This window comes from Streptomyces sp. NPDC058086, from assembly GCF_042885015.1.
Classification (GTDB): domain Bacteria; phylum Actinomycetota; class Actinomycetes; order Streptomycetales; family Streptomycetaceae; genus Streptomyces.
Genome location: NZ_JBHVST010000125.1, coordinates 1 through 13,911 on the forward strand (window position 1 = coordinate 1; position 13,911 = coordinate 13,911).

11 protein-coding genes are annotated in these 13,911 nt (G+C 71.6%); 3 read left to right on the top strand and 8 right to left on the bottom strand.

What is annotated here, in order from left to right; translation table 11 throughout:
- Positions 1-211: 211 nt before the first annotated feature.
- The 5 genes from ACFVWD_RS49720 to ACFVWD_RS49740 form a co-directional block, all read right to left on the bottom strand.
- The gene (locus ACFVWD_RS49720) at positions 212-2,338 is read right to left on the bottom strand and encodes a 3-hydroxyacyl-CoA dehydrogenase NAD-binding domain-containing protein (RefSeq protein ID WP_389605120.1); all 2,127 of its coding nucleotides are present in this window, start codon (positions 2,336-2,338) and stop codon (positions 212-214) included.
- The gene (locus ACFVWD_RS49725) at positions 2,335-3,561 is read right to left on the bottom strand and encodes an acetyl-CoA C-acyltransferase (RefSeq protein ID WP_075030528.1); all 1,227 of its coding nucleotides are present in this window, start codon (positions 3,559-3,561) and stop codon (positions 2,335-2,337) included. The genes ACFVWD_RS49720 and ACFVWD_RS49725 overlap by 4 nt, the downstream gene beginning before the upstream one ends.
- Positions 3,562-4,153: 592 nt before the next feature.
- Positions 4,154-5,431: a ribonuclease D gene (locus ACFVWD_RS49730; protein ID WP_389605122.1), complete on the bottom strand. Its 1,278-nt coding sequence runs from the start codon at positions 5,429-5,431 to the stop codon at positions 4,154-4,156.
- Between the two features lie 123 nt (positions 5,432-5,554).
- On the bottom strand, positions 5,555-6,217 hold the full coding sequence (locus ACFVWD_RS49735) for a response regulator transcription factor (protein ID WP_054234007.1): 663 nt from the start codon (positions 6,215-6,217) through the stop codon (positions 5,555-5,557).
- A gap of 336 nt (positions 6,218-6,553) precedes the next feature.
- On the bottom strand, positions 6,554-7,180 hold the full coding sequence (locus ACFVWD_RS49740; RefSeq protein WP_389605156.1) for a DUF3000 domain-containing protein: 627 nt from the start codon (positions 7,178-7,180) through the stop codon (positions 6,554-6,556).
- 205 nt (positions 7,181-7,385) lie between these two features.
- Here ACFVWD_RS49740 and hemE point away from each other — a divergent pair, with 205 nt between their 5' ends.
- Positions 7,386-8,456: a uroporphyrinogen decarboxylase gene (gene hemE, locus ACFVWD_RS49745; protein ID WP_389605124.1), complete on the top strand. Its 1,071-nt coding sequence runs from the start codon at positions 7,386-7,388 to the stop codon at positions 8,454-8,456.
- A gap of 55 nt (positions 8,457-8,511) precedes the next feature.
- On the opposite strand, the gene ACFVWD_RS49750 is transcribed toward hemE, so the two are convergent.
- Complete coding sequence (locus tag ACFVWD_RS49750; protein WP_389605126.1) at positions 8,512-9,330, bottom strand: rhomboid family intramembrane serine protease; 819 nt, start codon at positions 9,328-9,330, stop codon at positions 8,512-8,514.
- A gap of 124 nt (positions 9,331-9,454) precedes the next feature.
- On the opposite strand from ACFVWD_RS49750, the gene ACFVWD_RS49755 reads away from it, so the two are divergent.
- A complete protein-coding gene (locus tag ACFVWD_RS49755; protein ID WP_082417462.1) occupies positions 9,455-9,790 on the top strand; it encodes a hypothetical protein in 336 nt (111 codons plus the stop codon).
- Between the two features lie 63 nt (positions 9,791-9,853).
- Here ACFVWD_RS49755 and ACFVWD_RS49760 read toward each other — a convergent pair whose 3' ends face one another.
- Both ACFVWD_RS49760 and ACFVWD_RS49765 read right to left on the bottom strand, forming a co-directional pair.
- Positions 9,854-11,242 (bottom strand): FAD-dependent oxidoreductase, encoded by a 1,389-nt coding sequence (locus ACFVWD_RS49760; protein WP_389605128.1) that lies wholly within the window; start codon positions 11,240-11,242, stop codon positions 9,854-9,856.
- Positions 11,243-11,269: 27 nt separating this feature from the next.
- Positions 11,270-12,268 (bottom strand): DUF4349 domain-containing protein, encoded by a 999-nt coding sequence (locus tag ACFVWD_RS49765; protein WP_389605130.1) that lies wholly within the window; start codon positions 12,266-12,268, stop codon positions 11,270-11,272.
- Positions 12,269-12,448: 180 nt separating this feature from the next.
- Here ACFVWD_RS49765 and hemG point away from each other — a divergent pair, with 180 nt between their 5' ends.
- Positions 12,449-13,909 carry a protoporphyrinogen oxidase gene (gene hemG, locus ACFVWD_RS49770; RefSeq protein ID WP_389605132.1) on the top strand — a complete coding sequence of 487 codons (1,461 nt, stop codon included), beginning with the start codon at positions 12,449-12,451 and terminating at the stop codon, positions 13,907-13,909.
- Positions 13,910-13,911 lie beyond the last annotated feature (2 nt).

Sequence of the window (13,911 nt, forward strand, 5' to 3'; positions counted from 1 at the left end):
CGTTCGGCCTGAACGGCCTCGTCCTCAAACGCCGGACGGGCTGAAGACGCGGGCCGCTGCGGAGGCTTTCAGGGGCGCGGGGAACTGCGCGACCAGCCCCCACCCGCCCGCAGCCGAAGAACACACGGGTAGGGGCGGCGGGGGCGAGAAAGGCCGGGTGCCCCGTACGCCACGTCGGCATACAGGGCACCCGTCAGACACAGCGGAGCGCTTACGCGGGGACGGAAGCCACCCCGACCTCCAGGAACCGCTTGCCGGTCACCCGCTCGGAGACGCCCTCACGGTCCAGGTACGGAGTGATACCGCCCAGGTGGAAGGGCCAGCCGGCACCGGTGATCAGGCAGAGGTCGATGTCCTGGGCCTCGGCGACGACACCCTCGTCGAGCATCAGACCGATCTCCTGGGCGACCGCGTCCAGGACACGGGCGCGCACCTGCTCCTCGGAGAGGACGACATCGCCCTGCTTCAGGAGCGCGGCGACCTCGGGGTCCAGCTCCGGCTTCCCGGAGTCGTACACGTAGAAGCCGCGCTTGCCCGCCTTGACGACGGCCGCGAGGTTCGGGGAGACCGTGAAGCGGTCCGGGAAGGCCCGGTTGAGGGTCTCCGAGACGTGCAGACCGATCGCGGGGCCGACCAGTTCGAGCAGGACCAGCGGAGACATCGGCAGACCCAGCGGCTCCACCGCCTTCTCCGCGACCTCGACCGGCGTGCCCTCGTCGATGACGTTCTGGATCTCGCCCATGAAGCGGGTGAGGATGCGGTTGACGACGAACGCCGGGGCGTCCTTGACCAGCACCGCAGTCTTCTTCAGCTTCTTGGCGACGGCGAACGCCGTGGCGAGCGAGGCGTCGTCCGTCTGCTCGCCGCGCACGATCTCAAGGAGCGGCAGGATCGCGACCGGGTTGAAGAAGTGGAAGCCCACGACCCGCTCGGGGTTCTTCAGCTTCGACGCCATCTCCGTCACCGACAGCGAGGACGTGTTCGTCGCGAGGATCGCGTGCGCCGGGGCGACCGCCTCGACCTCCGCGAACACCTGCTGCTTGACGCCGATCTCCTCGAAGACGGCCTCGATGATGAAGTCGGCGTCGGAGAAGCCCTCGGCCTTGTCCAGGACACCGGTGACCAGGGCCTTGAGGCGGTTGGCCTTGTCCTGGTTGATGCGGGACTTCGCCAGCAGCTTGTCGATCTCGGCGTGGACGTAGCCCACACCCTTGTCGACGCGCTCCTGGTCGATGTCCGTCAGCACGACGGGCACTTCGAGACGGCGCAGGAAGAGAAGAGCGAGCTGCGAGGCCATCAGGCCCGCGCCCACGACGCCCACCTTGGTGACCGGACGGGCCAGGTTCTTGTCCGGGGCGCCCGCGGGGCGCTTGCCGCGCTTCTGGACCAGGTTGAAGGCGTAGATGCCGGCACGCAGTTCGCCGCCCATGATCAGGTCGGCGAGGGCGATGTCCTCGGCGTCGTAGCCCTTCTGGAGGTCGCCGTCCTTGGCCGCCTCGATGATGTCGAGGGCGCGGTACGCGGCCGGAGCCGCCCCGTGCACCTTGCTGTCGGCGATGAACCGGCCCTTGGCGACGGCCTGGTCCCAGGCCTCGCCGCGGTCGATCTCGGGACGCTCGACCGCGATGTCGCCCTTGAGGACGGACGCGGTCCAGATCAGCGACTGCTCCAGGAAGTCGGCGCCTTCGAAGATGGCGTCGGCGATGCCGAGGTCGAAGACCTGCTTGCCCTTGAGCTGCTTGTTCTGGTTGAGCGAGTTCTCGATGATGACCGAGACGGCCTTGTCGGCGCCGATCAGGTTCGGGAGCAGCGTGCAGCCGCCCCAGCCCGGGACCAGACCGAGGAAGACCTCGGGGAGGGAGAAGGCCGCGATGGCCTTCGACACCGTGCGGTACTGGCAGTGCAGACCGACCTCGACGCCGCCGCCCATCGCCGCGCCGTTGTAGTACGCGAAGGTCGGGACCGCGATGCCCGCGAGGCGCTTGAAGACCTCGTGGCCGCCCTTGCCGATGGCGAGCGCGTCGTCGTGCTTCTTCAGCAGTTCGACGCCCTTGAGGTCGGCGCCGACCGCGAAGATGAACGGCTTGCCGGTGACGCCGACACCGACGATGTCGCCGGCCGCGGCCTCCGCCTCGACCTGGTCGATGGCGGTGTTGAGGTTCGCCAGCGACGCCGGGCCGAAGGTGGTCGGCTTGGTGTGGTCGAAGCCGTTGTCCAGCGTGATGAGCGCGAAGCGCCCGGCGCCGAACGGCAGGTCGAGGTGGCGTACGTGCGCGGACGTCACGACCTCGTCGGGGAACAGCTCGGCCGCACCCTTCAGGAGTTCAGCGGTGCTCACTTGTTGCCTCCGGCGTCCTTGTGGTGCGGGTTCTCCCAGATCACCGTGGCGCCCATGCCGAAGCCGACGCACATGGTGGTGAGGCCGTAACGGACCTCCGGCTGCTCCTCGAACTGGCGGGCCAGCTGCGTCATCAGACGGACGCCGGAGGAGGCGAGCGGGTGGCCGTACGCGATGGCGCCGCCGTACTGGTTGACGCGGGCGTCGTCGTCGGCGATGCCGTAGTGCTCAAGGAAGGCGAGCACCTGGACGGCGAAGGCCTCGTTGATCTCGAAGAGGTTGATGTCCTCGATCGACAGCCCGGCCTGGGCGAGGGCCTTCTCGGTGGCCGGGATCGGGCCGTAGCCCATGACCTCCGGCTCGACGCCCGCGAAGGCGTACGAGACCAGGCGCATCTTGACCGGCAGGCCGTTCTCGCGGGCGAAGTCCTCGGAGGCGAGGATCGACGCGGTCGCACCGTCGTTCAGACCGGCGGCGTTGCCGGCGGTGACACGGCCGTGGACGCGGAACGGGGTCTTCAGGCCGGACAGGTTCTCCAGCGTGGTGCCCGGACGCATCGGCTCGTCGGCGGTGACCAGGCCCCAGCCGGTCTCACCAACCTCCGCGTTGGTGTTGCGCACCGAGATCGGCACCAGGTCCTGCTGGATCTTGCCGTTGGCGTACGCCTTGGCGGCCTTCTCCTGCGAGCGCACGGCGTACTCGTCGGCGCGCTGCTTGGTGATCGTGGGGTAGCGGTCGTGCAGGTTCTCGGCGGTCATGCCCATGAACAGGGCGGACTCGTCGACCAGCTTCTCGCTGACGAACCGCGGGTTCGGGTCCACGCCCTCGCCCATCGGGTGGCGGCCCATGTGCTCGACACCACCGGCGATGACGGCGTCGTACGCACCGAAGGCGATGGAGCCCGCGGTGGTGGTGACGGCGGTCAGCGCGCCCGCGCACATGCGGTCGATGGAGTAGCCGGGGACCGACTGGGGGAGACCGGCGAGGATTCCCGCCGTGCGGCCCAGCGTCAGACCCTGGTCGCCGATCTGCGTGGTCGCGGCGATGGCGACCTCGTCGATCTTCTTCGGGTCGAGGCCCGGGTTGCGGCGCAGCAGCTCCCGGATGGCCTTCACGACGAGGTCGTCGGCGCGGGTCTCGTGGTAGATGCCCTTCGGGCCCGCCTTGCCGAACGGGGTGCGGACGCCGTCGACGAAGACGACGTCCCTGACGGTACGAGGCACGATGGCTCTCCTCCAGATGCGGGATGGCACTGCTGCGCGACGCACACGCCCTGAGCGCGCGCTCACCGCTCATGCTACTTGCGGGTAACCACCCTGCCCACCCCCGACGACGGGAGCGGCGAACGTCACACCGACACGAGGCTGTGCAGGAGCCCGCGTCAGGGGCGCGGGGCCGTGACATATACGGCTCCGCCGCGTCGGCGCGTCAAGATGCCGTCCGCGGATCTTGGCGCGATCTCGACGTCGCTCTTTCGCTTCAAGGGCCCCGAAAGGGGTGCGAGGAACCACGCGAGCAACCCAGAACAACCCGCAGTCGCCGCACGACAGAACCACGTACGGCGACTAAGGCCTGTCCGGCGGAACCACGTACGGCGACTAGGGCCTGTCCGGCGGAATCACGTCGGAGACGCGGGGTCTGGCACGCCCTCCCCCAAGCTCTTCGAGCAGGGGGTGCCCCCAGCGGCGTTGCCCTCGGTCCCCGACGCTCCGCGTCGACTCCCTCCTCCGCCTTGCAGCTGCACGCACCAGACCCCGCTCACCGGCGCTTATGAGGCGCCGATACTTCCCTCCGACCTGATCCGCCGGACAGGCCCTAGGCCCCCTTGACCGTCAGCGCCTCCACCAGTACCGGTGTGACCAGCTCCACCTGCCACGCCCGCGCCCCGTATCCGGCAAGCGCGGCCGAAACCGACTCGGTGTCGGCGCCGGCCGGCGGCTCCCAGCACACCCGCCGCACCGTGTCCGGAGTGATCAGGTTCTCCTGCGGCATGTTGAGCTGCTCGGCCAGCGCCGACACGGCCGTCCGCGCCGCGGAGAGCCGGGCGGCGGCGGCCGGGTCCTTGTCGGCCCAGGCGCGCGGCGGGGGAGGCCCGGTGACGGGCTGCCCCGGCTGCGGCAGCTCGGCGTCCGGCACCGCCTTCGCGCGGTCCACGGCGGCCTGCCACTGCTCCAGCTGGCGCCGCCCCATCCGGTGCCCGAATCCGTTCAGTGCGGCAAGCGCGTGCACATTGGCCGGAAGGGAGAGCGCGGCCTCCACGATGGCCCCGTCCCCCAGCACCTTGCCCGGCGAGATGTCCCGGCGCTGGGCGATCCGGTCCCGGGTCTCCCACAGCTCCTGTACGACCGCCATCTGCCGACGGCGGCGCACCTTGTGCATCCCCGACGTACGGCGCCAGGGGTCCTTGCGCGGCGGCGCGGGCTCGGCCTGCGCGATCGCTTCGAACTCCTGTCGGGCCCAGTCCAGCTTGCCCTGCCGGTCGAGCTCCTTCTCCAGGGCGTCGCGCAGGTCGACGAGCAGTTCCACGTCGAGCGCGGCGTAGCGCAGCCACGGCTCCGGGAGCGGGCGCGTGGACCAGTCGACCGCGGAGTGCCCCTTCTCCAGTACGAAGCCGAGCACGCTCTCGACCATCGCGCCCAGGCCCACTCGGGGGAACCCGGCCAGGCGTCCGGCCAGCTCGGTGTCGAAGAGCCGCGTCGGCACCATGCCTATCTCGCGCAGACACGGCAGGTCCTGGGTGGCGGCGTGCAGCACCCACTCGACGCCGGAGACGGCCTCGCCGAGTCCGGAGAGGTCGGGACAGGCGACGGGGTCGATCAACGCGGTGCCGGCGCCCTCGCGGCGCAGCTGCACCAGATAGGCGCGCTGGCCGTATCGGTACCCGGACGCGCGTTCGGCGTCCACGGCCACGGGGCCGGAGCCGGCGGCGAAGGCCGCGATCACCTCGGCGAGCGAGGTCTCGTCGGCGACGACGGGCGGAATGCCCTCTCGGGGCTCAAGCAAAGGGATCGGCGCCGATTCGACGTCGTCCGGAGGGCCGCCTCCGGTGGTTCGCAGTGAGCTGTCTTCTGCGGTCTCTTGGGCGTCGGTCACCTGTCAAGGGTATCTGTGTATGGACTACGCCCGCCGACGGAACGTTCCGTCGACGGGCGTAGGAGGGTCGTAAACCAGTCAGGTCGGTGAAAGATCCGGTCCGATGGGGGGTGTGCCCCCCTTTCAGTGGATGATCCCCGTCCGCAGGGCGACCGCCACCATTCCGGCGCGGTCGCCCGTGCCGAGCTTGCGGGCGATGCGGGCGAGGTGGCTCTTGACGGTCAGCGCGGACAGGCCCATGGAGACGCCGATGGCCTTGTTCGACTGGCCCTCGGCGACGAGCCGGAGTACCTCGACCTCACGGCCGGAGAGCTCGCGGTAGCCGCCCGGGTGGCTCGGGGCACCCGGGGGGCGGCGGTGCATACGGGCGGCGGCCGAGCCGATGGGCGCGACACCGGGTCGGGTGGGGAGCCCGACATTCGTACGGGTGCCGGTGACGACATAGCCCTTGACGCCGCCCGCGAGGGCGTTGCGCACGGCGCCGATGTCGTCGGCGGCGGAGAGGGCGAGGCCGTTGGGCCAGCCCGCGGCTCGGGTCTCGGACAGCAGGGTGAGCCCGCTGCCGTCGGGCAGGTGGACGTCGGCGACACAGATGTCGCGCGGGTTGCCGATTCGGGGACGGGCCTCCGCGACGGACGACGCCTCGATGACGTCGCGCACTCCGAGCGCCCAGAGGTGGCGGGTGACGGTGGATCGGACCCGTGGGTCGGCCACGACCACCATGGCGGTCGGCTTGTTCGGGCGGTAGGCGACCAGGCTTGCGGGCTGCTCGAGGAGAACGGACACCAGGCCTCCTGGGGGTGCGGGACGGGACCGGCTGTGGGGATGAAGCCGGGGCGAACCGTGCTTTCAAGGTCACAGACGTCTTCGGCATCAAACCCGTCGGCCTTTAGAGAATGATCACGATTTAGTGAGTAACAATCCGTGCAATTCGGACACGCGATCGATCATCCGAAGATCGAACCGAGTCGTTCCGTGTCGCGACACGGCTGAAAGTGGCCGTATCCACAAAACCTCGGCAAGGAACTCGGCAAAGGGCGCGGCGTTACGCGAGGTCGGGAAAGGGCGCCCGTTCGACATGACACGGGCGCCCCGGAAGACGGAGAAACGAAAGAAGGGCGTTCAGCGGGACTGCGGCCCCCGGCGTTGCGGGAGGGTCACCACCGAGCCGTCGCCCGGCCCCGCCGGGGGCAGGCCCGCGATCTGGCAGAGCAGATCGCACCAGGCGGCGAGGTGCGCGGCCGTGTCCGGTACGCCGCCCAGGCCCTCGCGAGGCGTCCAGGAGGCCCGGATCTCGATCTGGGACGCGGAGGGGCGCTCGGACAGCCCCCCGAAGTAGTGCGAGCTGGCCCGGGTGACGGTGCCGCTCGGTTCGCCGTACGACAGGCCGCGGGCCTGCAACGCGCCGGTCAGCCACGACCAGGAGACGTCGGGGAGCAGCGGGTCGGCCGCCATCTCCGGCTCCAGCTCCGCGCGGACCAGCGTCACCAGCCGGAAGGAGCCCTGCCAGGCGTCGTGCCCCGCCGGGTCGTGCAGCAGGATGAGCCGGCCGTCCGCCAGGTCCTCGTCGTCGGCGACGACCGCGGCCTCCAGCGCGTACGCGTAGGGGGCCAGGCGCTGCGGTGGTCGCGTCGGGTCGATCTCGATCTCGGGCCGCAGCCGCGCCGCCCTCAATGCGTCGACGGCAGCCCGGAAGGGCGGCGGACCCGTCTCCCTCGCATCACCGTCCCCCTCCTTGGCATCGTCCATTTCGCCAGCGCCGTCCGACAGTCGTCCCTGAGCCGCAGCCATGCGGGGAAGATTAAGGGGAACGGAGCCCGCGCGCAGGGAGAGACACCCGTGCGCCGGACCACTGTCCGGATCGCGGTGCGCGAAACGCGCAGACGGGAGGGGCCCGGTCCGGGCACCGGAGCCCGTCGCTTGTGGGGCTGTGGGACGTGCGAGACTTTCCGTCGTGAGTGCCAATGACCGCCCCGCCACGGGCCAGCCGCCGACAGCCACGTACGAGTCCGCCTTCCTGAAGGCGTGCAGGCGCGAGCCCGTGCCGCACACGCCGGTGTGGTTCATGCGGCAGGCCGGTCGTTCGCTGCCCGAGTACCTCAAGGTGCGCGAGGGCATCGCCATGCTGGACTCCTGCACGCGGCCCGAGCTGGTCACCGAGATCACCCTCCAGCCCGTGCGCCGGCACAACGTGGACGCGGCGATCTACTACAGCGACATCGTCGTCCCGCTGAAGGCCATCGGCGTCGACCTCGACATCAAGCCGGGCGTCGGCCCGGTCGTCGAGAACCCGATCCGCACCCGCGCCGACCTGGCTCAGCTGCGCGATCTGACCCCCGAGGACGTCTGGTACGTCACCGAGGCGATCAAGCTCCTGACGGCCGAGCTCGGCGCGACCCCGCTCATCGGTTTCGCGGGCGCGCCTTTCACCCTCGCGAGTTACCTCGTGGAGGGCGGTCCGTCCAAGAACCACGAGCACACCAAGGCGCTCATGTACGGCGACCCGCAGCTGTGGGCCGACCTGCTCGACCGTCTCGCCGAGATCACCTCCGCCTTCCTGAAGGTGCAGATCGAGGCGGGCGCGAGCGCCATCCAGCTCTTCGACTCCTGGGTCGGCGCCCTGGCACCCGCCGACTACCGGCGCTCGGTGATGCCCGCGTCCACCAAGGTCTTCGAGTCCGTGGCGGGGTACGGCGTGCCGCGCATCCACTTCGGCGTCGGCACCGGCGAGCTGCTCAGCCTCATCGGCGAGGCGGGCGCGGACGTCGTCGGCGTCGACTGGCGCGTCCCGCTCGACGAGGCCGCGCGCCGCGTCGGCCCCGGCAAGGCGCTCCAGGGCAACCTCGACCCCGCCGTCCTCTTCTCCACCACCGAGGCCGTTCAGACCAAGACCCGCGAGGTGCTGGACGCGGCCGCCGGTCTCGAGGGCCATGTCTTCAACCTCGGCCACGGCGTCCCGCCGAGCACCGACCCGGACGCGCTGACCCGCCTCGTGGAGTACGTCCACCAGCAGACCGCGCGCTGACCTCGTACGGGGGACGCCGCACGCCTCAGCGCCGCATGCCTGGGCACCGCACGCCTCACCAGCTGTGCCGCGCCTGTCTGCCGAACAGCAGGCTGCGCGGTTCCGGCGGTGGCGGGGTGCCCGGGCGCAGCGGCCAGGCCAGCAGCATCCCCACGAGGAAGCCGACCACGTGGGCCTCGTACGCCACGGTTCCGGCGGTGGAGACGCCGCCGCCGGACGAGTACACCGCCTGCAACGCGAACCAGAAGCCCAGCACCAGCCACGCGGGCAGCCGCAGCGGCAGGAAGACCAGGAACGGGACGAGCACCCAGACCCTGGCCTTCGGATAGAGCACCAGATAGGCGCCGAGGACTCCGGCGATCGCTCCGGAGGCGCCGATCAGCGGGTCGGCCGAGTCGGCGTTGAGGTACGCGAAGCCGTACGCCGCCGCGTAACCGCACGCCACGTAGAACACCGCGAACCGCACATGTCCGAGGCGGTCCTCGATGTTGTTGCCGAAGATCAGCAGGAAGAGCATGTTGCCGAGCAGATGCAGCCAGCTGCCGTGCAGGAACATCGCGGTGAGGACAGAGAGCGGCGGCGACTTGTCGTACGTCGGCGGCCCCACCAGACACCCGGGGCCCCCTGCCCCGACGCCGACGTCGCCGGTCGGGACCAGGCGGGGCAACTGATGGTGGACCAACTCCTGCGGCACCGCGGCGTAGTGCTCCAGGAACGCGTGCAGATGGCACAGCTGGGAGAGCCCGCTGTCACCCGCCACCGATCCCGCGAGGCCGGGCGTGTAGAGGAAGACCAGAACATTGGCGGCGATCAGCGCGTACGTCACATAGGGCGTGCGGCGCACCGGGTTCACGTCATGGACGGGGATGACCACGAGGAACTAGTGCCCGGGATACGCCGGGTGAATCCGTGAACGCCCCCGCCCCCGCATCCGTATGTCTCCTCAACCGCCCGCGCCGCGACGAAGACGCGACGCGAGAGACGTGAGGACACAGGCGATGAACGACCGAGTTACTCCTCCGATGCATGCCCTGCCCGACGGCGAGGCGGAAATCGCCCTGGTGCTGCACCTCCCCTGGGAGGACGTCGCCGCGCTCGGCCAGGAGGCCGGCCGGCTCGCGGCGAGGATGCAGCGGCCGGTGACCCTCGACGAGGCCGTCAGCCACCGGTTGCGCTCCGCGCGGTCGGCCGCCCACGCCAAGCCGCCCACCACGCAGCCCGCGGCCGTCACCGCGTCGGCGTCGGTGTCCTCGTTGCCGGCGCGGCCGCCGGCCGAGCAGGCGCGGCAGGCGATAGACCGGATCAATGGGAATGCGGGGCACGAATCGGCGTAGGCGCGCAGCGGTTGAGTGTCGACTGCGGGTCGTGTGTGGCTGGTCGCGCAGTTCCCCGCGCCCCTACGGGGCGCCTCGCCGTACCGCCGCTACCGCCTTGCGTGCCGCCACCAGGATGGGGTCCCACACCGGTGAGAACGGGGGCGCGTAGCCCAGATCCAGGGCGGTCATCTGTTCCACCGTCATGCCCGCGGTCAGCGCCACCGCGGCGATGTCGACCCGCTTCGCCGCGCCTTCCCCGCCGACGATCTGCACGCCGAGCAGCCGCCCCGTGCGGCGCTCGGCGAGCATCTTCACCGTCATGAGGTCCGCGTCCGGGTAGTAGCCCGCGCGGCTGGTCGACTCGATGGTGACCGTCTCGAACTGCAGACCCGCCCGGTGCGCGTCCTTCTCGCGCAGCCCGGTACGGGCGATCTCCAGATCGCAGACCTTGCTCACGGCCGTACCGACGACACCGGGGAAGGTCGCGTACCCGCCGCCCACGTTGGAGCCGATGACCTGCCCGTGCTTGTTGGCATGTGTGCCCAGCGCGATGTGCCGTTCGCGTCCCGAGATCAGGTCGAGGACCTCGACGCAGTCGCCGCCGGCCCAGATGTTCTCGTGCCCGCGCACCCGCATCGCCAGGTCGGTGAGCAGCCCGCCGTGGTCGCCGAGGGGGAGTCCCGCGGCCCGCGCGAGCGTGGTCTCGGGGCGTACGCCGATGCCGAGCACGACCACGTCCGCCGGGTACTCGGCGTCCTCGGTGGCCACCGCGCGCACCCGCCCGTCCTGCCCCCTGAGGAGCTTGGTGATCCCGGCGTCGTTGACCATGCTGATGCCCAGGCCCTCCATGGCCGTGTGCACCAGGCGGCCCATGTCGGGGTCGAGGGTGGACATCGGCTCCTTGCCGCGGTTGACGACCGTCACCTCGTACCCGCGGTTGATGAGCGCCTCGGCCATCTCCACGCCGATGTAGCCCGCGCCGACGACCACCGCACGACGGCCCTCGGTCGCCGCCAGTGTGTCCAGGAGGGCCTGGCCGTCGTCCAGGGTCTGCACGCCGTGCACGCCCGGAGCGTCGGCGCCCGGCAGGTCGGGGCGGATCGGGCGGGCGCCGGTCGCGATCACGAGTTTGTCGTACGGGGTCCACTCCTCGGCCCCGGTCTCGAGGTCGCGCGAGCGGACGCGGCCCCCGCCGACATCGATCTCCGTGACCTCCGTGCGCATTCGCAGGTCGATCGTGCGCTCCCGGTGTTCCGCCGGGCTCCGCGCGATCAGCCGGTCCCGCTCGGGGACGTCGCCGCCCACCCAGTACGGGATGCCGCAGGCCGAGTAGGAGGTGAAGTGGCCGCGTTCGAACGCCACGATCTCCAGCTCGTCGGGCCCGCGCATCCGGCGTGCCTGTGACGCGGCGGACATGCCCGCCGCGTCACCCCCGATCACGACCAGTCGCTCCGTACGGCTCATGCTCATGCGAACACGCTACGGGGGCCCGGCATTTCAGTCCTCCTCGCCGCCCTCCTCGCCGCCCTCTTCGCGCACCGGCGGTGCCACCGGCAGCGAGCCCGCGTTCGCGGGAGCCGCTTCGGCCCCGGGCCGGCGCGGCTGCCCCGTGCGGGCGAGGCGCAGCCACAGCGCCAGGAGGAGCCCGGCGCTCAGCAGGAACGGGAGCACCGCGCCGAACACCAGAGCGATCCAGCGCAGCATCGTGACGAACGCGTCCCAGCCGCCCGTGAGCGCGTCCACGAAGCCCGGCGCGTCGGACTTCTTCCCGGCGTCCTTCAGCGGGGCCTCGGAGAGGGAGAGCGTGATGGTGGCCAGGCTGGTGCGGTCCTTGAGGGACGCCTGCCGGGCGAGCAGGGCGTCGAGGTCCGACTCACGGGTGCTCAACTCCCCTTCGAGGGCGACCACATCGCTCAGCTTGGTGGCCTGGTCCATCAGCTCGCGGACCCGGGCCACGCTGACGCGCTGCGACTTGACGCGGCTCTCCACGTCGACGACCTGGTCGGTGACGTCCTCCGCCTTCGCCGTCCGCTCGACGACCTTCCCGGTGCCCTCCAGGGAGGAGAGCACCGCGTCGTACCGGTCGGTGGGCACACGCAGTACGGCTCGGGTGCGCTCGCGGCCCCCGCCGTCCCGGGTGGTCGTCTCGTTGCCGACGTAGCCGCCCGCGTCGACGGCCGCGGTGCGGGCGGCGTCCAGCGCCTCGGGCACATCCTTGACCCGCAGGGTCAGCGAGGCGGTGCGGATGATGTGGCTGCCGGCCGGCACGGACGTGCCGGTGGCCTTGGACGGGGTCGTGGACCTGGCGCCGCCCGCGCCCGAGGCGGCGCTGTCCGCGGCGCCCGAGCGGGCCTTTTCGGCGCCCGGCGTGGCCGCCTTGTCGGCGCTGGAGTCGGAGCCACCGCCGGCGGCGCCGCAGCCCGTCACCGCGAGGGCGGCGGCGAGGAGTATTCCGGCCAGGACCGGGCCGGTTCGTGCGGAACGTCGTGTGCGCATGTGGGCGTACCCCCGTGGGTGGTGACTGCTGACCTTCCTTCGACGCCGGGGCCGGGTGCGACGTTGGCCGGATTCGATCGCGATGCGGTCACGGTCGGGACTCGCGCAGGACACCGCAGTACCGGAACGACGGCACCAGGTCCCGGCGGGCCTCTCAGCGGGGTCTGAGAAGGTGGAGTCATGCGCGCACAGGACAGTCGTACCGGTACGGGACAGGTCGTCGTCATCGGGGGCGGGATCGCCGGTCTGGCCGCCGCCCACCGCCTGCTGGACCGCGGCGCGCGGGTGACCGTCCTGGAGGCGTCGGACCGCGTCGGCGGCAAGCTGCTGCCCGGCGAGATCGCGGGCGCGCGGGTCGATCTCGGCGCCGAGTCGATGCTCGCCCGCCGCCCGGAAGCGGTCGCGCTCGCCCGCGAGGTGGGCCTCGCCGACCGCCTCCAGCCGCCCGCCACCGCGACCGCCTCCCTGTGGACGCGCGGCACGCTGCGCCCCATGCCCAAGGGCCACGTCATGGGCGTGCCCGGCACGGCCGCCGCCCTCTCCGGAGTCCTCTCCGACGAGGGCCTGGCCCGTATCGAGCGCGACGCGGAGCTGCCCCGCACGGAAGTCGGCGACGACGTGGCGGTGGGGGAGTTCGTGGCGGCACGCCTCGGCCGCGAGGTCGTCGACCGCCTGGTCGAGCCCCTCCTGGGCGGCGTCTACGCGGGCGACGCGTACCGCATCTCGATGCGGCTGGCCGTCCCCCAGCTGTTCGCCGCCGTCCGCACCCATGACTCCCTGACCGAGGCCGTCCGCGAGATCCAGGCGAAGGCGGCCGCGGCCCAGCAGACCGGGCCGGTGTTCATGGGCATCGAGGGCGGAGTGGGCCAACTGCCGCTCGCGGTCGCGCGGTCGGTGCGCGCACGGGGCGGCGAGATCGTCACCGGTGCCACGGTGACGGAGCTGCGCCGTGCCGAGGACGGCGGCTGGCGGGTGGTGGCCGGGGGCCGCGTCCTGCACGCGGACGGGGTCGTCGTCGCGGTGCCCGCCGGCGCGGCCGCCGCCCTGCTGAGGGCCGAGGCGCCCGCGGCGGCCACCGAGCTGGCCGGTGTGGAGTACGCCTCCATGGCGCTGGTGACGCTCGCCTACCGGCGCGCGGACATCTCCCTCCCCGAAGGGAGCGGTTTCCTGGTGCCGCCGGTGGACGGTCACACCATCAAGGCATCCACCTTCGCCTCCCAGAAGTGGGGCTGGGTCGCCGAGGAGAACCCCGACCTGCTCGTCCTGCGCACCTCCGTCGGGCGGTACGGCGAGACGGAGGTGCTGGGCCGCGACGACGCCGACCTCGTGGACGTCTCCCGGCACGACCTGCGCGAGGCCACCGGCCTGGCCGCCGAGCCCGTGGCGACCCGGGTGACCCGGTGGGACGACGGCCTGCCGCAGTATCCGGTCGGGCATCACACGCGCGTGGCCCGCGTCCGCGAGCACGTGGCCAAGCTCCCGGGGCTGGCCGTCTGCGGCGCGGCGTACGACGGGGTCGGCATCCCCGCGTGCGTCGCGAGCGCGTACGCCGCCGTGGACCAGCTCGGCGGCGACCGCGCCGCACTGGACGCGCTGAGGGCGAACCCGGTGCAGAGCCTGCACGGCGGAGCGGGAGAATAGCC

Excerpts from the sequence above, each read along its gene's own strand:
- ACFVWD_RS49740 (WP_389605156.1), bottom strand. The coding sequence starts at position 7,180 with ATGGACGATGCCAAGGAGGGGGACGGTGATGCGAGGGAGACGGGTCCG.
- ACFVWD_RS49755 (WP_082417462.1), top strand. The coding sequence starts at position 9,455 with ATGAACGACCGAGTTACTCCTCCGATGCATGCCCTGCCCGACGGCGAG.
- ACFVWD_RS49760 (WP_389605128.1), bottom strand. The coding sequence starts at position 11,242 with ATGAGCATGAGCCGTACGGAGCGACTGGTCGTGATCGGGGGTGACGCG.
- ACFVWD_RS49765 (WP_389605130.1), bottom strand. The coding sequence starts at position 12,268 with ATGCGCACACGACGTTCCGCACGAACCGGCCCGGTCCTGGCCGGAATA.
- hemG (WP_389605132.1), top strand. The coding sequence starts at position 12,449 with ATGCGCGCACAGGACAGTCGTACCGGTACGGGACAGGTCGTCGTCATC.